Genomic DNA, 19967 nt, shown 5'->3' with positions numbered 1-19967 from the left:
GTTCCTCAGGTTTCCTTATTATTTTGAGTAGTCGCGCGCACCGAAAATTGCCGTGCCGATGCGCACCATCGTGCTGCCTGCCGCAATGGCGGCTTCCATATCATCCGACATGCCCAGAGAAAGCGTGTCTACCGTGTGATAGCGCGCTTTAAGCGCCTCAAATGCTACAGCCATTTGCTGTGCCACGGCAAACTGCCTTTCATAACTTGACTCAGGCGCCGGGATTGCCATCAAACCACGCAGGGTTAAGCGCGGCAGTTCGGCCACTTCGGCTGCCAGCGCATCCAGCTCGCTCAGCGCAATGCCGGACTTGCTGTTTTCGTCACTGATGTTGACCTGAATCAGCACGTTAAGCGCTGGCATCTCTGCCGGACGCTGGTCGTTCAGACGCGTCGCAATACGCAGGCGGTCAATGGTGTGACACCAGTCGAAGTGCTCTGCCACCAGACGGCTTTTGTTCGACTGCAGTGGGCCAATAAAGTGCCACTGCAGATCCGTCTTCCCCTGTTCCTGGAAGTAGCGAATTTTATCCACGCCTTCCTGCACGTAGTTTTCACCAAATGCCCGCTGGCCTGCGTCAATGGCTTCTGCGATGGCGCTCGCAGGCTTGGTTTTGCTGACTGCAAGCAGCGTAATTTCTTCTGAAGCCCGGCCGCAACGCGCTGCGGCGGCTGAGATTTTGTCCCGGACCTGTGCCAGGTTATGCGCAATGTCGTTCATTTTCCGAGGAGTAGTCTATGGATGTGGAAGAAATTGTGGCCCTTAGTGTAAAGCATAACGTCTCCGATCTACACCTGTGCAGTGATTCGCCACCCCGCTGGCGCAGAACAGGCCGCCTTGAACCGGCACCGTTTCCTCCTCCCGACGTCGGGGCGTTGTTAAAAGCGTGGCTCAACGATGAGCAGCAGGGCATATGGTGGGCCAGCGGGCAGGTGGATTTTGCCGCGACGGTGGCGGGAGGTCAGCGCCTGCGCGGCAGTGCCTTTAAGCAGATGCGCGGTGTCTCTGTGACGCTACGGCTGTTGCCGCGTACCTGTCCGCAGCTCGCTTCACTGGGTGCGCCGAGGGCCATCCCGGAACTGTTAACCAATGAGTCCGGGTTGATTCTTGTGACGGGGGCGACCGGCAGCGGTAAATCTACGACGCTGGCGGCGATGGTCGATTTTCTCAACCACCATACTGACGGCCATATCCTCACGCTCGAAGATCCGGTGGAATTTATCTACCAGAGCGAGCGTTGCCTGATCCAGCAGCGGGAGATTGGTCAGCACAGCCCGTCATTTGCCGACGCGCTGCGCAGCGCCTTACGCCAGGATCCTGACGTGATTTTGCTCGGGGAGCTGCGCGACAGCGAAACGATCCGCCTGGCGCTAACGGCAGCAGAGACCGGGCATCTGGTGCTGGCGACCCTGCATACGCGCGGGGCATCGCAGGCGATTGAGCGGCTGGTCGATACGTTCCCGGCGCAGGAGAAAGATCCGGTGCGTAACCAGCTGGCCGGCAGCCTGCGGGCGGTGCTGGCGCAGAAACTGCTTCCCGATCTTCAGGGCGGGCGCGTCGCGCTGTATGAGCTGCTGGTGAATACCGCGGCGGCGGCGAATCTGATACGTGAAGGAAAAACGTGGCAACTTCCCGGCATCATTCAAACCGGTCAGCAGGCAGGCATGCAGAACTTTGACCAGAGTCTGGCGGAGAGACGGGCGCAGGGGCGGCTGTAGGCCCCTGTGCTTAAAAGCCCTGCTCGAAATAGCTTTCGAGGATGATGACGGCAGAAGCGGAGTCGACGCTGCCTTTGTTCAGCGCCCGGAAGCCGCCGTGCTCAAACAGACCCGCGCGCGCTTCGACGGTGCTCAGACGCTCGTCGTGCAGCTTCACGGAGACGCCAAAGCGGCCATGGATTTTATTGGCAAACTTACGCGCCCGGGCGGTCAGCGGCTGTTCGGTACCGTCCATGTTCAGCGGCAGCCCTACAATCACGTCATCCGGCTGCCACTCCTTGAGCAGGCGCTCAATGAGGTTCCAGTCCGGCGTACCGTCGTTGGCCTTCAGGGCCGTAAGCGGGCGCGCGGTACCGGTGATGCGCTGTCCCACGGCGACGCCGATGCTTTTGGTACCAAAATCGAAGGCCAGAAGCGTTCCGCTCATCAGGCGTGCCCCGCTACGCCAGGCATGGTCAGAATATCAATACCAATCAGCTTCGCCGCGTCGCGCCAGCGATCGGCTATCGGCGTTTTAAACAGGATATTCATGTCCGCAGGCGCGGTGAGCCAGGCGTTATCGAGGATCTCCTGCTCAAGCTGGCCTTTCTCCCACGACGAATAGCCCAGCGCCACCAGCACTTCAGAAGGCTGCTCTGCGGTGCCCAGGGTTTCGAGCACGTCACGCGAGGTCGTGATAACGGTGTTGTCGGAGATGCGAATGCTGGAAGAGAATACTGGCGGCGTATGCAGGATAAAACCGCGATCTTCTGCGAGAGGTCCACCCAGCATCACGGGCTTATCAAGCCGGATTTCCGGCAGTCGCGCTTCAGCCGGGATTTTCAGCTTGTCCAGAATCCCTTCAACCTGAAGATTTTCCAGCGGTTTATTAATGATAATGCCCATCGCGCCGTCTTCATTGTATTCACAAATATAAACCACGGCGCGGCGAAAAATCGGGTCCTGGAGAGCAGGCATGGCAATAAGAAAGTGATGCTGTAAATTCATTGTCAGAGGTACTGTTTCCTGGTTTAAAAAGCGACAGCGCCCAGTATGGGGACAAACTCAGGCGCTGTCACTAATAGTATTGTTAGGTTATTTTTGTAAACGTTTTTCGATAGCGTCCATCAGCATGCCGGTGATTGAGACAGGGAATTCCGCCTCAATTTCACGAATGCAGGTCGGGCTGGTGACGTTCACTTCGGTCAGACGATCGCCGATGATATCCAGTCCGACGAAGATCAGGCCTTTGGCTTTCAGCGTAGGGCCAACACGGCGGGCAATTTCCCAGTCGCTTTCGGTCAACGGTCGCGGCTCACCACGGCCACCGGCCGCCAGGTTACCACGGGTTTCGCCACCCTGCGGGATACGCGCCAGGCAGTAAGGGACCGGTTCGCCATCCACCACCAGAACGCGTTTGTCGCCGTCTTTGATCGCCGGAATATAGTTCTGCGCCATGCAGTAACGCGTCCCCAGTTCGGTCAGCGTTTCGGCAATCACGCCAATGTTCGGATCGCTTTCCTTCACGCGGAAAATCGACGCGCCGCCCATGCCGTCCAGCGGCTTCATGATGATGTCGCCGTGCTTCTGCCAGAATTCCTTCAGCTGCGTTTTGCTGCGGGTCACCAGGGTTTCCGGCGTCAGGTCAGAGAACCAGGCGGTATAGAGCTTCTCGTTACAGTCGCGCAGGCTCTGCGGCTTGTTGACGATCAGCGTTCCCTTCTCTTCGGCACGTTCGAGAATATAGGTGCAGTAGATGTACTCGGTGTCGAACGGCGGATCTTTACGCATCAGAATGACGTTGAGATCGGCCAGCGCAATGTCCTGCTCGGTGCCGAACTCATACCATTTGTCGTAGTTCTGCTCGACGTTAACGATGCGGGTGCGGGCGCGGGCTTCACCGTTGATCAGGTAAAGATCGTTCATCTCCATATAGTGGAGTTCATAGCCGCGACGCTGCGCTTCCAGCAGCATGGCGAAGCTGGAATCTTTCTTGATGTTGATGTTTGCGATGGGGTCCATCACGATGCCGAGCTTGATCATCTTTCTCTCCAATAATGCGTCAACCCAGATCGCCAAACCGTACCTGTAGTGCGGTAATGGCCGTGAGTGCCGTTGTCTCAGTGCGCAGAACGCGAGGTCCCAACAGAATATCAGTAAACTGGTAACGTGCCGTCATCGCAATTTCGTCCGCCGACAGGCCGCCTTCGGGACCAATCAGCAGGCGAACGCGCTCAACGGGCAGCGGCAGCGTATTGATGCTGGCGCTGGCGCGCGGATGAAGATTGAGCTTCAGCCCACTGTCCTCTTCTGCACACCACTCCTCCAGGTCCATCGCCGGGCGGATCTCCGGAATCCGGTTGCGGCCACTCTGTTCGCAAGCCGCGATGGCAATTTTCTGCCACTGCTGGATCTTTTTGTTCAGACGTTCCGCATCCAGTTTAACGCCACAGCGCTCAGAAAAAAGTGGCGTAATGAGGCTTACACCCAGTTCAATGGATTTCTGGATCGTGAACTCCATTTTCTCGCCGCGCGACATCACCTGGCCCAGATGGATGTGCAGCGGTGATTCCCGGTCATCCACTTCACCGCGCAGGACGTTCACGTGTACGCTTTTTTTATCTGCCCGCGTAATTTCGGCGTCGAAAACCTGGTTGGATCCGTCGAACAGCTGTATTGCCTGACCGGCGCCCATGCGCAGCACGCGGCCAACGTGGTTGGCGGCGTCATCAGACAGGGCGATTTCGCGGCCTGCGGTAATCAGTTCAGGATGGTAAATGCGGGGAATGCGCATAGTCAGAAATTCCGTGTCTCATACGATGTAAGCGAATTGCCGCTAGTGTAGGTTAGCTCTTTTGCGCCTGGCAAGCCCGCTGGACGTAAGGGTTGTGATTCCCCTGGACTCTGGCGATACGTTCGTCGCGCTGGCATTCCCACTCTGTCACCGGGTACTGCTTGTCCCAGGCGTTGAACAGCTGCGTCTGCTGGCGGGAAAGGTTGAGATCGTAACGGTCGCGCATATAGAAGTAGGTGCGGGCAATGCTGCCGCGCGCGCGGGCAGGGGGCTCGGCGACTTTCTCTTTAAAATCAATCTTCATACCGCACTGGCCGTACTGGCCTTCGCCACCGTTCCACTGGCTGTACATGAAGTTACCCCGGTCGCCGTTCACTTCGCCCACCGCAGGCTGCAGGTTATGCATATCGCTTTCCATCTGGCGGTAAACCGGGTCTTTGGCACAGTTTTTACGTCCGCCATCCTGCCAGCACTGGCGCTGGTGGCCAAACTGCCATGCCGGAACGACATGTTCCCATTCAATACGGCTGGCGCGGTTTTCGTTTTTACGCACCTTGTAGCCGCAGGACTCAAGGTCAACGACCCCTTTTTTACCCTGCCAGTTAATTTTACAGCCGCAGTAGAAATCGCCCGGCACGTCGGCGTTGACCTTAACACCGGCCGCTTTGGCCTGAGAGAAACTGTTGATACCGTCGGCCAGGGCGTGGCCTGAGAGCGCTGTCGTCAAAAAGGCGACCGCAAGAGAAAAATTACGGGACATCTTACACTCCGTGTCAAAACGAGCCCGCAACGTAACGAATGTTGTTCCTGTATGCAATCAGTCAGATCAGGAAAGTTCCTGAAAGTTCAGATAATTATTCCGCCACCAGTGGCTCGCCACATTTGACGCAGCGGTAGGTCGCCTCGCCGCGCACCACGCGATTATGGCGACGGACGGTAAGCTGGTGCTGCTGGCACTGACAGCGGTAGGGGAAGGTATTGCGGCGTACCGATTCCAGCTCGAACTGATGCGTGCGGCGGGCCGGAACGCCGAGCACCGCCTCCATCATCCACTTCCACTCTTTTCCATGCGGCGCGACGCGGCCAAAGTGTTTCCACACCAGCAGATGCGCCAGCTCGTGCGGCACCACTTCATCGATAAACGCCTGCTGGTTTTCCATCATCAGCACCGGGTTAAGGCGGATCTCATACGACTCAAGCCAGGCGGTGCCGGCCGAGGTACCACGCTGCTGGTAGACGAGTTTGGGTTCAGGGTAGTTGCGACCGAGCTTCAGGTTCGCCTGGGCGAGTTTTTCCCGCAGGCTGCGCATAACGGCCTGCTGAATGGCGATGGGGAGACGGGGTGCTTTCATAGGGGCAGAGCATAAAGCGCGAAGCGGGGAGGCGCAAGAGGCGCCTCCCGCAAGAGGATCAGTCGTGGGCGCCGATTTCGCGCAGAGGACGACCTTTCATCAGGTTACGTTCAATATGTTCCAGAGACACGTGTTTGGTTTCTGGAACCAGCCAGATGGTCAGCACAATAAAGAAGATGTTCAGACCGGCGTAGACCCAGAAGGTGTTCGCATTGCCCAGGGTATTGAGCATGGTCAGGAACGTTGCGCCGACGATCATGTTCGCAATCCAGTTGGTTGCGGTAGAGCAGGTGATACCAAAGTCACGCCCTTTCAGCGGCTGGATCTCAGAGCACAGCACCCAGATCAGCGGCCCGGCGCTCATCGCAAACCCGACGATAAACATCAGCAGCATGCCTACCGCAAAGTACTGGGCGGTTGGGGAGTGAATGCCCACATGCATCATGGTACCGAGGACGCCCATACCGGCCGCCATCACCAGGAAGCCCAGCGTCAGGGTTGGCTTACGTCCCCAGCGGTCCACCAGACCGATGGCGATAAAGGTCGCCAGCACGTTGGTCAGACCCACGATGACGGTCCCCCACATCTGCTCGGTGGTGTTGGTATAACCCGCCAGCTCAAAGATTTTGGGCGCGTAGTACATGATGACGTTCATCCCCGTGAACTGCTGCATCACCTGCAGCAGTACGCCGAGGAAAACGGCGCGACGGAAGTTGCTGTTCTCTTTAAACAGCGCCCAGCCGGACTGTTTGACCTTCAGGCTTTCGCGGATCTCTTCCAGCTCGTTTTTCGCTTCTGCGCTGGTATCGCGCAGGCGCATCAGCACGCGTTCGGCATCGTGGAAGCGACGTTTGGCAGCAAACCAGCGCGGGCTGTCCGGCAGGAAGAAGACGCCAATCAGCAGCAGAACTGCAGGGATGATGATCACGCCGAGCATCCAGCGCCATGCGCCGCTGTAGCTAAACGCCGTATCGGAAAGGTACGCACCCAGGATACCGATGGTGATCATCAGCTGGTACATCGAAATCATACTGCCGCGGATTTTCTCCGGCGCAATTTCAGACAGGTAAAGCGGGGCGGTATAGGACGCCACGCCCACGGCCAGACCGAGCAGTACGCGGGAAACCAGCAGGACCTCAACGTTAGGCGCTGCGGCAGAGAAGAGTGAGCCGGCAACGAACAGGATCGCGCCGATCATCAGGCTCTTTTTACGTCCGAGCTTGAAGGAGAGCCAGCCGCTGCCGACGGCCCCGACGGCAGCGCCAAACATCATGGAGCTCACCACCCACTCCTGGGTGTGAGCGCTGATCTGGAACTCGTCAGTAATGAAAGGTAATGCACCGGCGATCACGCCGATATCCAGGCCAAAAAGTAATCCTGCCAGGGCGGCGAGGAAACAGACGAAGAATGTCATCGCCTTGTTGGACGTACGCCCCTGTTTTTTATTGTCAGGCATTATGCCCTCCAGTTGGGTTATCAGTTTTATTGATGTTAAGGGTAGGTGAGCGACCCGTAAAAATATGTGAGATTAATCACATAGGTGTAATCGGTTACACTAATGTGCAACCGTAAATAAAATTAAGGCTTTGAAAATATAGAGGTAAATGAGGTGATGCGCATCGCGAAAGGACACATTTCAGACTTAACTGAAAGGGAATGTAACAGCAGAAGAAAGGCGATCACGCAAAGAGAATATTCTGAAAGCGGAAGACATCCGCTGCGGTGTAATCGGTTCCAAACGGTGCGCCTTTCAGCCGGGTGGCGGCTGCGCCTTACCCGGCCTACAAATGCCCAACACCCGTAGGCCCGTGCAAGCGAAGCGCCGCCGGGCAAGAATGATCGCACAAATGCAAAAGGCCAGCCCGAAGGCTGGCCTTTTAAAAGCGATGTCAGTCGATTACTTCAGACCGGCAGCTTCACGCAGCAAAGCGGCTTTGTCGGTTTTTTCCCATGGGAAATGTTCACGACCAAAGTGACCGTATGCAGCGGTTTCTTTGTAGATTGGGTGCAACAGATCCAGCATCTGAATCAGGCCGTATGGACGCAGGTCGAAGAACTCGCGCACCAGCAGGGTCAGCTGTTCTGAAGGCACTTTCTCGGTACCGAAGGTTTCAACCATGATGGAGGTGGGTTCAGCCACGCCGATAGCGTAGGAAACCTGAATCTCACAGCGGTCAGCCAGGCCGGCAGCCACGATGTTTTTCGCCACATAACGTGCCGCGTACGCTGCAGAACGGTCCACTTTTGATGGATCTTTACCGGAGAATGCGCCGCCACCGTGACGCGCCATGCCGCCGTAGGTATCAACGATGATTTTACGACCGGTCAGGCCGCAGTCACCCATTGGGCCGCCGATCACAAAGCGTCCGGTTGGGTTGATGAAGAATTTGGTGGCGCTGCTCAGCCATTCGGTTGGCAGAACCGGCTTGATGATCTCTTCCATCACTGCTTCCTGCAGGGATTTCTGATCGATCTCTTCGGAATGTTGGGTGGACAGAACGACCGCATCAATACCGACAATTTTACCGTCGTCGTACTGGAAGGTGACCTGGCTTTTTGCATCCGGACGCAGCCACGGCAGGGTGCCGTTTTTACGCACTTCAGCCTGACGCTGCACCAGACGGTGTGCGTAGGTGACCGGCGCTGGCATCAGCACGTCGGTTTCGTTGGTTGCATAGCCGAACATCAGGCCCTGGTCGCCCGCGCCCTGTTCCAGCGGATCGGCACGGTCAACGCCCTGGTTGATGTCTGGAGACTGTTTGCCAATCGCGCTCAGTACCGCGCAGGAGTTGGCATCAAAGCCCATATCAGAATGCACATAACCGATCTCACGCACCGTGTTACGGGTGATCTCTTCGATATCAACCCATGCGCTGGTGGTGATCTCACCGCCAACCAGAACCATGCCGGTTTTGACATAGGTTTCACACGCGACGCGCGCTTTTGGATCCTGCGCGAGGATCGCATCCAGCACTGCATCGGAAATTTGGTCAGCAATTTTATCAGGATGTCCTTCTGATACGGACTCGGACGTAAACAGGTGTTTTGCCATGTTTTATTTCACCTAAGAGGAATTTGGTTAGCTCAAGCTGCTGTGTGGAATAGCCAAAGGAGATAATTCTACCAAGGCCTGCAGGTTTTTGACACTGGCAGTATGAGTGTTAATCAGTATAGATGGATTAACATCTGGATGGCTATTTTAGGTCACTTCTTCACCCGATTTCCAGTTTTTTTTGACTCATCTCTCACTCAGTTGAAATTGCTGCTGGCAAAAATTCCTGACGGTGCTGGCAACACGCGCATTTTTGTTTTGCTTTTTAGCCCCCTTCTCGGTATAAAACGCGGCGCGCGGCTCATATAAAATAAGCGCTCGATGAACTCATCGTGTCGCCACTTCCAGCCGGGTAAAGCAGTGAACTTTTAGCTTTGGCTTGGGGTCCGTTTCAGCAGAGGCGGCCGTGGAGGTGATACGAGATAATGAACCATCGTTTTCCGCTAATTCAGCGCAGCCGTTCTGGCGCGCATTTGATTCCCGCAACCCGCATTTCTAGTCTGCAAACCTGCCGATGTTATACCCATCTCGGCGCTTCTCAGGATTCCAGGGCCGGTCACGCTTTGTGAAAACTGAACAAGGGCGCTCTTGTTAATACAAGAGTTTTCTCGTGGTTTCGCCGAACCTTGTCATACAGAGTTCGGATACGTGTTTTACAATGATATGAATAAGAAACCGGTCGCACGGTCTGGATTTCAGCATACTCTGCTGGGAAACGGAGCCGTTTATGGGTTGTTATCGCCGTATAACGCTGCGATAGTAGTCAACTGTTTTACACTTAATACAAAGAGTTGAGGTTCGCTATGTCTGACGACATGTCTTCTTTTTCGCCTTCGTCAGCGGGCGAACAGGGTGTACTACGTTCTATGCAGGAGGTTGCGATGAGCTCCGAGGAAGCCAGCAAGATGCTGCGCACTTACAATATTGCCTGGTGGGGCAATAACTACTACGACGTCAACGAACTGGGCCACATCAGCGTCTGCCCGGATCCGGACGTCCCTGAAGCGCGCGTGGATCTCGCCAAACTGGTGAAAGCCCGTGAAGCTCAGGGCCAGCGTTTGCCTGCACTGTTCTGCTTCCCGCAGATCCTGCAACATCGCCTGCGTTCGATTAACGCCGCGTTCAAGCGCGCGCGTGAATCCTACGGCTATAAAGGCGACTACTTCCTGGTTTACCCCATCAAGGTAAACCAGCACCGCCGCGTGATCGAATCTCTGATCCACTCCGGCGAGCCGCTGGGTCTGGAAGCCGGTTCCAAAGCGGAGCTGATGGCGGTTCTGGCCCATGCGGGCATGACCCGTTCAGTGATCGTCTGTAACGGCTATAAAGACCGTGAATACATTCGTTTGGCGCTGATTGGCGAGAAGATGGGCCACAAGGTCTATCTGGTTATCGAGAAGATGACTGAAATCGCCATCGTGCTGGAAGAGGCCGAGCGTCTGAACGTGGTGCCGCGCCTTGGCGTGCGTGCGCGTCTGGCGTCACAGGGTTCCGGAAAATGGCAGTCCTCCGGCGGCGAAAAATCCAAGTTCGGCCTGGCGGCGAACCAGGTGCTGCAGTTGGTGGAGATCCTGCGTGAGCGCGGGCGTCTGGACAGCATTCAGCTGCTGCACTTCCACCTCGGCTCGCAGATGGCCAACATTCGCGACATTGCGACCGGCGTGCGTGAGTCAGCGCGTTTCTACGTTGAGCTGCACAAGCTTGGCGTGAATATTCAGTGCTTCGACGTGGGCGGCGGCCTGGGCGTGGACTACGAAGGGACCCGCTCGCAGTCTGACTGCTCCGTGAACTACGGCCTGAACGAATACGCGAACAACATTATCTGGGCGATCGGCGACGCCTGTGAAGAGAACGGCCTGCCGCACCCGACGGTGATCACCGAATCCGGTCGCGCGGTCACCGCGCACCATACGGTGCTGGTCTCGAACATCATCGGCGTTGAGCGCAGCGAAACCACCGAAGCGACGCCGCCCGCAGACGATGCGCCGCGTTCCCTGCAGAGCATGTGGGAAACCTGGCAGGAGATGCACGAGCCGGGCACGCGTCGTTCCCTGCGCGAATGGCTGCACGACAGCCAGATGGACCTGCACGACATCCACGTGGGGTATTCCTCAGGCACCTTCAGCCTGCAGGAGCGCGCGTGGGCGGAGCAGCTCTATCTGAACATGTGCCATGAAGTGCAGAAACAGCTCGACCCGAGCAACCGTGCGCACCGTCCGATTATCGACGAGCTGCAGGAGCGAATGGCGGATAAGATCTACGTCAACTTCTCGCTGTTCCAGTCGATGCCGGATGCCTGGGGTATCGATCAGCTGTTCCCGGTTCTGCCGTTGGAAGGGCTGAACCACGCCCCGGAACGTCGCGCGGTGCTGCTGGACATCACCTGTGACTCTGACGGCGCAATCGACCACTACGTTGATGGCGACGGTATCGCCACGACGATGCCAATGCCGGAATACGACCCGGAGAACCCGCCGATGCTGGGCTTCTTTATGGTCGGTGCGTATCAGGAGATCCTCGGCAACATGCACAACCTGTTCGGCGATACCGAGGCGGTTGACGTGTTTGTCTTCCCTGACGGCAGCGTGGAAGTTGAGCTGTCTGACGAAGGGGATACCGTGGCGGACATGCTGGAATACGTTCAGCTCGATCCGAAAACCCTGCTGACGCAGTTCCGCGATCAGGTGAAAAACACCGGGCTGGATGATGCGCTGCAGCAGCAGTTCCTGGAAGAGTTTGAAGCGGGTCTGTACGGTTATACGTACCTGGAAGACGAATAACGCACGAATGGGGCGTTAAAAAAAGGGTCTGACGAAAGTCAGACCCTTTTGTTTTAGCTGTACTGCTGGTCGGTGAAGGTGATGGTCACCGGGGCATAGATATTAATCGGTCGATCGATTTGCAACGCCTTCCACTGGGGACGCGCGTTCATCGCACTTTTGCTCATGTCGCCGTTCCACTGCTTGTGTTCCGGCGTTTTCGGCATATCCATCCCGGTTTGGCCGGTGGACGATCCCGGAGAGAGCTTAACGTCATCGCCTTTGGTGTTGCTGGACGGCGCAACGCCGTTGGTCATGTCGCCATTCCACTGCTTGTGCTCCGGCGTTTTCGGCATATCCATCCCGGTTTGGCCGGTGGACGCCCCCGGAGAGAGCTTGACGTCATCGCCTTTGGTGTTGCTGGACGGCGCAACGCCGTTGGTCATGTCACCATTCCACTTCCTGTGGTCCGGTGTTTTCGGCATGTCTTTACCGGTTTTAGCCGTCGCGGAGCCCGGAGAAAGCACCGGATAGTGAGTTTCCGGTACGGCCCATTTCTTCACTGGCGTAACCGTTGCGGCCTCTGGTTTTGCTTTTGGCGTCAACGGCTGAGACGCTGACGGCACGACTTTCGGCACGGCTTCACTGTGTGCTGTTTCAGACGCGACGGCCTCTTTATGCACCACCGAAGAGGCGGACGTGGAGGTCGTTGACGCCGTCGTTTTCTCAACCGTCATGTGCTGAGAATCGGACGTGGTGCGCGTCGTCGTTGTCGTGGTCTGCTGCGCTGAGCCCGGCTTAGTCGGCGTACACTTGTGTGGACAACCGCCACCGCCCGTATGGCCGTCATCCGGCACCGCTGGCGTATCGCTGTCTGCATCAGCGCCGTTTTTCTTCTTCTTGCGGATGCCCGGATCGGCGAGCGTGTAGGAGATGTTATTTCCTGCTTCTTTCTCATCACGCGTCACGGTCGACATTGCCTCTTTATCGGCGTTGAGCTCACCGTTTACCGCCGCGCTGGTCGTGTCACCCACTGCGATGGTGGATTTCTGCGTTTCGTTGTAGTGAATTTCATCCACGGTATCGACGTAGATGTTCGCAGACGGCACGACGGCCTTTTTGTCCTTCACGCTCAGGCCGATACCGCCGCCGCCGTACAAACCATCCTGCTCAACGTGGTCTTCCAGCGTTTTCGCATTGATATCGCCTGCAACGTTCACCGAGCCCGTACCGTCCTGAGACACCAGGTTGGCCCCGGTCATGTTCAGGTCGCCGCCGGTTTTGACATTCAGTTCGCCCGTGGTATTGATACCGGACTGCTTCGCTGTTTTAGCCGAATCGTAACTCTCGGAGCCTCCGCCCCCGTTTACGGATACGTTAGGGATAACGCCTGTCGACGTGCCCGATATGCCCACCGAGGCGCCCCAGTTACCGCGGCTGCTTTCGGTGTGCTCGGTATCCTGTACGGAGGTGACAGTCATGTCGCCCGCGACATTCACATCGGCCTTCGCAGCATCAATGTTAGCGCCCTTCATGTGCATATCACCGCCCGCGTTCACCGTCACATTTTCGCCGGTGAGGGTACTGTTCTGGTACGACGTCGAGCTGCCGGAACCGTGCTCCGTACTGCCGTTGTAATCGACCGAAACGCCGCCGCTTATGCCGGTAATATCCACGCCTACGCCTGCGGTAATACCGCCTTTGTGTTTGTCGGTTTCACTGGTGTAAGAGGTCGTTGATTTCGCCGCGTTGATGTCCACATCGCCACCCGCATTGATCTCCGTCTTCTGCGAGTTCACGTTCACGCCGTTGAGCGTGGTATCGTTGGTCGAATTAATGCTGACGTTTTTAGCATTGATATTGGTGATGTTCTCCGCCGTTGCGGTGCTCGTTTCTTTCGTTTTCGTCGTATTACCGCCGAAAGTGACGGAGGCGCCAGCAAGATCGTTCAACAGGATGTTGGACACATCGCCCAGCACTTCCGCCGTCGTGGTTCCGCCGTTAATTGACTGACCTTTCTGCGATTTATCAATCAGATTACCGGTTTTGTCGATCGCGTCAGCTACGGCACTGTGGGCCTCACCTGAAATACCGACAAAGCGGTCTTTGTGTGTGGTGGCGGTTTTGGTTTCATCCTCGTATTTGGTGCTAGCGACATCCTGCGCGTTAATGCTGAGCTTATCGCCGGCTGAAAGGTCAGCGCCGCCAATATCCGCCGTTTTTCCTGCATTCACGGAACCGGAATCGGCAAAATTAATGGACGCGTTGGTGTTCTGCTTGCTCTGGGTCGACACGGTATCGGTCGTGTCTTCCATACCCACCCTGAAACCTGCCGTATCGGTGATCGGCGCGCGGCCCGGTTTGTCGCCAACCGCGGAGGTTTCAGAGCTACCGCCCGCGCTGGAGTAGTCGCCAGAGGTGGTATTTTTTGTGGTGCCCTCGTTTTTGCCGTAGGACACTGAGACGGATTTACCGCCGCCGCTGATTGAGGCATCGGCAATAAACTGGCGAGACTGCGTGGTTTGTTCCTGAACGGACACGTTTTCAGAGGTTTTTATCTCAACGTTTTCTGCCGCATTGATGGCGCCGCCGTTGGCGTTAATGCTGCCGCCTTCCATGACCACATTCTTGCTGGCATCAATCTGAACGTTACCGCCAGCCTTGATGGTTGAGCCGATAGCTTCCCCGCTGACCGTTTTGGTGTCGGTGGTGGTATAGCTGGACAGACCGGTGATCTCGGTATTGATGGTACGGGTAGAATCAATCTGATGCAGGTCGTTGAAGGTGACGTCACCTTCGCTTGCCTTCATGGTCATGTCCTGGCCTGCCGTAATATCCGCCGCGTTGGAGGTGATAGTTTTCGCCTGCATATTGATACTGCCGCCAGCGGTGACGCCGTCATCGTGCGCATGAATCATCTGCTTGCCGTCTTCACCGTGGCCGACAGACGCGGTCAGCGTGATGTCGCCTTGTTCAGCCTTCATGTCAATGTCGCCACCGGCGTTCACTGCCGCACCGTTAGAGGCAATGCTGCCCTTTTCCGACGTCATTGAGACGTTATTACCCGCAGAGATGCCGGCATTCGTCGCGTTGCTGATATTTTTGATATCACCCTCGGCCACCAGCGTAACGTCACCCCGGGAGGAGAGGGTACCGTTCACGTTGTTGATGGCGGTGGCATCAACAGACAGGCTATTCCCGGCAGCGATGGACGCTGTGCCATTGCTGATATCACCGGAAGCCAGCTGGCGAAGGGTTTCAGGGCAAAGGTAGACTACCGGTACCAGCACTTCCGTCCCTTTGATGTTCTGGCTCACGAACCAGACGATATCCTGGGTCAGCCCATTGCGCTGCTCTTCGCTCAGGGGTTGGCCCACCACCAGATTCAGATCGCTGTTTTTCGCCGCAATCCCGGCGTTATCCATCAGATTCTGCACCAGCGCATCGCCTTCGAGACCGTCTCGTATCGCAAACATGCTGCCCACGGAGCGGCTGATCTCTCGACGAATCAATTCGGAGATGAAGTAGTTATCCCCAATGACGTTAACGGTTTCGGTGGTGGTGTAATCCACCTTGTCGAAATAGTAGTCAGAGCCGCTGTACTTGCTCTGGTCGATCATTTCCGGGCGCGTTTCGAAAATCGGAATGATGTGGTTGGCCGGGCCGCTGTATTCGGTACCGTTTTTCGCCGCCGCGGAGGCTTTTTTGAATTCGTCTGTGACTTCAAACATCCCCGGCAGGGAGACCAAATCCTTTATGGTCGGCAGCGGGCTAATCCCCATGGCCAGCTCTTCCAGCGTTTTGGTATTGACGGCAACATCATAGCCCGCAATGACCGTATCTACGCTGTAGTCACCCACGTCGATATTCTGAACAGTGGCGTTCTCTCTGATCGTACCCGCGTTCGCCAGTCCGTTATCCAGGGTGCCGCCATTGTGCGTGAAGTTACGACCCGCCGTGATTTCGCCTTTTTCAGACGGCACAAAGTAGATCATATTCTTCTTCAGTGAGTTAGTGCTGGCATCACCGTCGTTGAGACTGTGCCATGCTGCGCTCAGGGTACCGTACTCCTGCGCGTTCCACGTTTCGCCAAACACTTTGCTCATGACATAGCTGAGCTGGGTTGAGGTATTTGCGGCGTCGATCAGAGATTTATAGCTACGATCTCTGTTCGGATCCTCGCTGCCGCTTTTGGTCTCGGGCTCGCCGTCGCCAAAGACGAAATCGAGGTATTGATACAGCGAGCTGAAGGTCAGCGTCGTGTAGTGCTCCGATGCCACCTTCCAGAAGTCGGTCAGCACGATCGGTTCATTGAGCGTGAGGTGCAGATAATCATACATCGATTCCGACGTATATTTTGGCGAGTTCAGAAGATTACCGGTAATGGTGATATCACGTCCCGCCTGGATCAGGCCGCCGGTATTTTTGATCTCTTTGTCCGCGAAGATATCGCGCTGGTTGATATTGATATCTTTGCCCGCGCTGATTTCGCCAAGTTTGTCCATGGCGATATCGGAGCTCAATACCGGAATGTGCAGCACCGTGGTGATGCTGACCTGCGTCATCACGTTATCTACACCGGACCACTGGCCCACTGCGTCCTGCGTTTGGGTTTGCGAAATCGTGCCGCCTGTATAGGTACTTTGGTTTTCCAGATAGGCTGCATCAATATTAATATTTTGCTCGGAACGAATGATCCCGGCGTAGTTAATCAGGCTTTTCGCGATGAGCGACATGTCGCCCATGCTCAGTATGTTGCCCGTAAAGTCATTCACAAAGGTGCCATTGCGGACATCAATATCCATCTGCCCCAGCGACCAAAGCAGGCTGTTACTGTTGTTCGTCATCCCACCGGCATGGATGTGCATATCCCCGCCCGTCACGACAGACTTGCTGTTGACAAATTTACCGTCTGCCTGCAGCGTCAGGTTGCCAATCACTTCCATCATGGTGTTATTGAACAGGGAGCCTTCGGTGCTCAGCGTCATATCATGACCCGCGCGGATATTGCGGGTCATGTCATCCAGGGTGAGGGAATCTTTCACCCTGAGCGTTAAATCATGACCCGCTTCGAGGATGCCGCTGGTGTTATTTAGCGTGTCAAGGTTGAGATTCATGTCGTTTCTGGCGACCGTTACGCCAGATTCATGATTATTCAGTTTCGACGCGTTGATCGTGACGTTATTACCGGCGATCAGACCATTTCTTTCGTTGGTGATCGTTCCTCCGGCCACATTAAGGGTGGTGTTATTTGCCCCAGAGATCACTGCCGCGTCAGAGTTGATCACATTGTGAGCGACGTTAAGAGACAAGTCGCTTTGCGTCGACACAATCACCGCCTGTTCGGTGTTGGCCAGGTTTTGCGCGTTAATCGTGATGTCGCCGCCCGCCACGATAGTGGACACTGACTGCTGTCCATCATCAGCGGTGATACTGCCGAGATTACTCAGCGTGTCGGCAACTATCTCCAGCGGTCCATTAACGGCCTGGATGATGCCCGCCGTGCGGTTTGTCACAACGCCAATGGCGTTCAGGACCGTTTTCATATTGGCGGAGATCACCGCGCTGTCGCTGTTGACGAGGGACTCAACGTCTTCAATCGTCAGATTACGCAGCGCAACCAACACATGATCTTCGCCTTTGTTGGTCAGGTTTTTAACGTTGCGGATGATCAGATCCAGGCCCGCCTGAACCACACCTTCGTTTTTCAGGTCGTCAACGTCGTCGATCGCAATGGTCCCGTTGCCGATCATCACGGCGCGGTTGTTTAACGTTTTCACGCCGCTGATAGTCAGATCGCCAGCAGAGGCAATCACCGCATCGCTGCTGTTGTTAAGCGTGGTTGCTCCCGCGATGGAGAGAGCGGCATCCGATTTAATCATCGAGGCGCCGCTGTTATTCAGGGTACCTACGTTTCTCAGCGTGGTGTTTTCTGCGCCGAACAGGGTTGCACCTTCAGTGTTATTGAGGGTGTTCACATCGGACAGTGACAGCGTGCCGTCAGAAATCACAAAGCTGCCGGTGTTATTGAGCGTGTTGAGATGGGTCAGTTGCAGCGTCTTGCTGGCATACAGCGTGGCGGCGTTCAGGTTATCGACGGCGCTAACGCGATCGAGCGTCAGGCTACCGGCCTGAATCGTTGACGCGTCGTTAAGCAACGATGTTGCTGAAACGGAGAGGTTTTCTCTTGCCGCGATCAGTGCGTCATGCGTGTTTGCGAGGGTGGAAATTCCGCTGGCATGGACATTTTCACCCTGGATCAGCGCATCGTTATTGTTTACAGCCAGCGCGCCGTCGCCATTTAGGGTTAGATTCTTTCCGGCAACAATGCTGCCTTTTTGACTGTTCAGCAGCGCTTTTTTGACATCAAGCTGCATGTCTGTGCCCGCACTCAGCGTGCCGCCCTGGTTTTCCAGATTCTCGGTGGCGATGGTCAACTTCTCGCTCGCGCTGACGCTGCCGCGGTTACTGACGGTTGCACCGGACTTACGGGTACTGGCGGAGACATTACGCCCTGCAATACGTCCGGTATTGCTGAGGGTGTCACCGCCGGATGTCAGCGTCACGTCATGCTTGTTGCTGGCAATGGTGCCGTCGTTGACGATATTACCGTCGGCATCAATAAAGATCAGCGCATCGTTACCGCTCAGGGTACCGCTGTTTGACAGATCACCGTTGACGTTAATGCGCACCTCACCGCTATCCGCACCGATATGACCACTGTTGTTAAGGGCGCTGGCGGTCATGACCAGATTTTTATCCGCGTAGAGGCGGCCTGCATTGTCAAGATGACCGACAGACAGCGTCTGGGCGTTGCTGGCATAGAGAATGCCATTGTTCTTCATCGAACCTGATGCAATCCGGATATCCCCTGTGGCGCTGACGGAACCCTTGTTTTCAAACGCGCCGGTGAGGTTGAACTGAAGCGTTCCTTTCTTCGCGAGAATAACGCCTTCATTGTTGGTCATGCTGCCCGCAGTGATGTTGATATCACCACTGTTGCTGACGACCTCCGCGTCGGAGACGAGAGTGCTGAATGGCACCTGCTGGCCATTCTGAATGACGACAAAATCGCCATTTTTTAACGTAACGACGCCACCGGAAATGACGGCTCCGTTAGCATCCAGCGCCTTGAGTTTGCCGGAAAGGGTGTACTGCCCGGCAACATTAATCTGAATCGCGGGAACCGCTGTCGACGCACTGTTTTGCGCGAGGATCGCCGCCGTGTTTTGCAGCAGGGTAGACGCATCAATGCGGATGGTACCGGTACGGGAGATCAGGTCGTTATTCACCGTCAGGCCGGAGAGGGCATGCAGGATAATATTATTCTGCGCTTCGGTGCTCCCGGCGCCGCTGCTGTTTTTATTAAGGGCAATATTGTTGCCGCTGACGGTGACGTTTTTGTCGCTGCGTATGCCCGTCAGCGTCACGTCGCCGTTAGCGCTGATCTCAATATCATCCGTGGCTATGATACTGCCCTGGTGACGGACGCCCGCGCCGGACTCGGTACTGATAAGCTGAATTTTACCGCCGTACATCGACCCCATTGCCCGACCATCAATCGCGACATCCGGTGCGTGTCCGTCACCCGCATTGCGAACGCTATGCACGCGGCTGGAGAGGTCGTAATCGTTCTGGCCCGCAACAACCTTGATATCGGCCTGACCCGCAATTTCACCTTCCAGTTGAGCGCTGCGGCTGACGATGTCGAAGTAAGTCAGCCCTTCGGTAGAAATACCTTGTCCCGTGACAGAAACGCTACCTTTCTCAACCGCAAGCTTATAATTGCCGTCCTCTTTCATCTGTACCTTACCGGTACTCAGCGTCAGGCTGTTGGCATTAATGGTGGTGGCGCCGTTAACGCTAATGCCGTTTTCGTTGGCAACGATCACGTCCGCTTTTCTGCCAAAGACTTCCATCGTGCCGTTAATATAGGACGCCTGGGCACCCGTCACTTCACTGATAATGGCTTTTGCTTCATGCTCAAGCTGGGCGTTTTTAACCGTATAGCCCCCGATCTTAGACACGCCATCCTGCATGCTGTTGTTAAAGATCAGACCATTTTTATCAACGTTAAACTGGTCAAATTTATTCAGTGAAACACCTTTCGCATTCGGATCGGTGATATTCACGACTGGCGTGCCGTTAGCCGCCTGGCCCATGGTTGGCCCTTTGCTCTGGCTGGCATCCGGCACCGTCGCGGCTTCGGCATTAGCGGCGAGGATACCCGCTATCGAAATAAAAAGGGGACAAAGGTGTTTATGTAAATTCCCAGCGGTTAGCTTCGTTTTTGAAGTTTTATTATTGCTCATA

The 19967-nt window shown here is 55.8% G+C and carries 15 protein-coding genes; 5 read left to right on the top strand and 10 right to left on the bottom strand.

The features are described 5' to 3' along the window. Positions 1 to 18: 18 nt before the first annotated feature. Positions 19 to 720 (bottom strand): YggS family pyridoxal phosphate-dependent enzyme, encoded by a 702-nt coding sequence (locus ACMGGQ_RS17105; protein WP_045909932.1) that lies wholly within the window; start codon positions 718 to 720, stop codon positions 19 to 21. A gap of 17 nt (positions 721 to 737) precedes the next feature. Here ACMGGQ_RS17105 and ACMGGQ_RS17100 point away from each other — a divergent pair, with 17 nt between their 5' ends. Beyond that, the gene (locus tag ACMGGQ_RS17100; protein WP_126534038.1) at positions 738 to 1718 is read left to right on the top strand and encodes a type IV pilus twitching motility protein PilT; all 981 of its coding nucleotides are present in this window, start codon (positions 738 to 740) and stop codon (positions 1716 to 1718) included. 10 nt (positions 1719 to 1728) lie between these two features. Here the strand turns inward: ACMGGQ_RS17100 and ruvX are convergent, their stop codons facing one another. The 8 genes from ruvX to metK all read right to left on the bottom strand — a co-directional run bounded on the left by ruvX (position 1729) and on the right by metK (position 8895). Next, the gene (ruvX, locus tag ACMGGQ_RS17095) at positions 1729 to 2145 is read right to left on the bottom strand and encodes a Holliday junction resolvase RuvX (RefSeq protein ID WP_021242076.1); all 417 of its coding nucleotides are present in this window, start codon (positions 2143 to 2145) and stop codon (positions 1729 to 1731) included. Continuing rightward, positions 2145 to 2705: a YqgE/AlgH family protein gene (locus ACMGGQ_RS17090; RefSeq protein ID WP_008499752.1), complete on the bottom strand. Its 561-nt coding sequence runs from the start codon at positions 2703 to 2705 to the stop codon at positions 2145 to 2147. The genes ruvX and ACMGGQ_RS17090 overlap by 1 nt, the downstream gene beginning before the upstream one ends. 87 nt (positions 2706 to 2792) lie before the next feature. Next, positions 2793 to 3740 carry a glutathione synthase gene (gene gshB / locus ACMGGQ_RS17085; RefSeq protein ID WP_032675473.1) on the bottom strand — a complete coding sequence of 316 codons (948 nt, stop codon included), beginning with the start codon at positions 3738 to 3740 and terminating at the stop codon, positions 2793 to 2795. A gap of 19 nt (positions 3741 to 3759) precedes the next feature. Next, a complete protein-coding gene (gene rsmE / locus ACMGGQ_RS17080) occupies positions 3760 to 4491 on the bottom strand; it encodes a 16S rRNA (uracil(1498)-N(3))-methyltransferase (RefSeq protein WP_021242075.1) in 732 nt (243 codons plus the stop codon). 52 nt (positions 4492 to 4543) lie between these two features. Further along, entirely contained in the window at positions 4544 to 5251 is a 708-nt protein-coding gene (endA, locus tag ACMGGQ_RS17075) for a deoxyribonuclease I (protein ID WP_021242074.1), read from the bottom strand. Between the two features lie 94 nt (positions 5252 to 5345). Next, positions 5346 to 5843 (bottom strand): SprT family zinc-dependent metalloprotease, encoded by a 498-nt coding sequence (locus ACMGGQ_RS17070; RefSeq protein ID WP_021242073.1) that lies wholly within the window; start codon positions 5841 to 5843, stop codon positions 5346 to 5348. 58 nt (positions 5844 to 5901) lie between these two features. Next, positions 5902 to 7299: a galactose/proton symporter gene (gene galP, locus ACMGGQ_RS17065; RefSeq protein WP_008499747.1), complete on the bottom strand. Its 1398-nt coding sequence runs from the start codon at positions 7297 to 7299 to the stop codon at positions 5902 to 5904. Positions 7300 to 7740: 441 nt separating this feature from the next. Continuing rightward, a complete protein-coding gene (gene metK, locus ACMGGQ_RS17060) occupies positions 7741 to 8895 on the bottom strand; it encodes a methionine adenosyltransferase (RefSeq protein ID WP_014885184.1) in 1155 nt (384 codons plus the stop codon). 138 nt (positions 8896 to 9033) lie between these two features. On the opposite strand from metK, the gene ACMGGQ_RS17055 reads away from it, so the two are divergent. The 4 genes from ACMGGQ_RS17055 (at position 9034) to speA (ending at position 11675) form a co-directional block, all read left to right on the top strand. Further along, a complete protein-coding gene (locus ACMGGQ_RS17055; protein WP_045335271.1) occupies positions 9034 to 9204 on the top strand; it encodes a hypothetical protein in 171 nt (56 codons plus the stop codon). 116 nt (positions 9205 to 9320) lie between these two features. Further along, positions 9321 to 9464: a hypothetical protein gene (locus tag ACMGGQ_RS17050; protein ID WP_418250466.1), complete on the top strand. Its 144-nt coding sequence runs from the start codon at positions 9321 to 9323 to the stop codon at positions 9462 to 9464. 94 nt (positions 9465 to 9558) lie between these two features. Further along, positions 9559 to 9690: an acid stress response protein YqgB gene (gene yqgB, locus ACMGGQ_RS17045; protein WP_127312443.1), complete on the top strand. Its 132-nt coding sequence runs from the start codon at positions 9559 to 9561 to the stop codon at positions 9688 to 9690. Between the two features lie 8 nt (positions 9691 to 9698). After that, entirely contained in the window at positions 9699 to 11675 is a 1977-nt protein-coding gene (gene speA, locus ACMGGQ_RS17040) for a biosynthetic arginine decarboxylase (protein ID WP_008499744.1), read from the top strand. 53 nt (positions 11676 to 11728) lie between these two features. Here speA and ACMGGQ_RS17035 read toward each other — a convergent pair whose 3' ends face one another. Then, positions 11729 to 19966: a hemagglutinin repeat-containing protein gene (locus ACMGGQ_RS17035; RefSeq protein WP_420290316.1), complete on the bottom strand. Its 8238-nt coding sequence runs from the start codon at positions 19964 to 19966 to the stop codon at positions 11729 to 11731. Position 19967 lies beyond the last annotated feature (1 nt).

Origin of the sequence: Enterobacter sp. BNK-13 (genome assembly GCF_048685015.1) — a bacterium.
In the GTDB taxonomy this organism is placed as follows: domain Bacteria; phylum Pseudomonadota; class Gammaproteobacteria; order Enterobacterales; family Enterobacteriaceae; genus Enterobacter; species Enterobacter quasiroggenkampii.
This window is presented reverse-complemented; position numbering and strand designations above follow the sequence as displayed.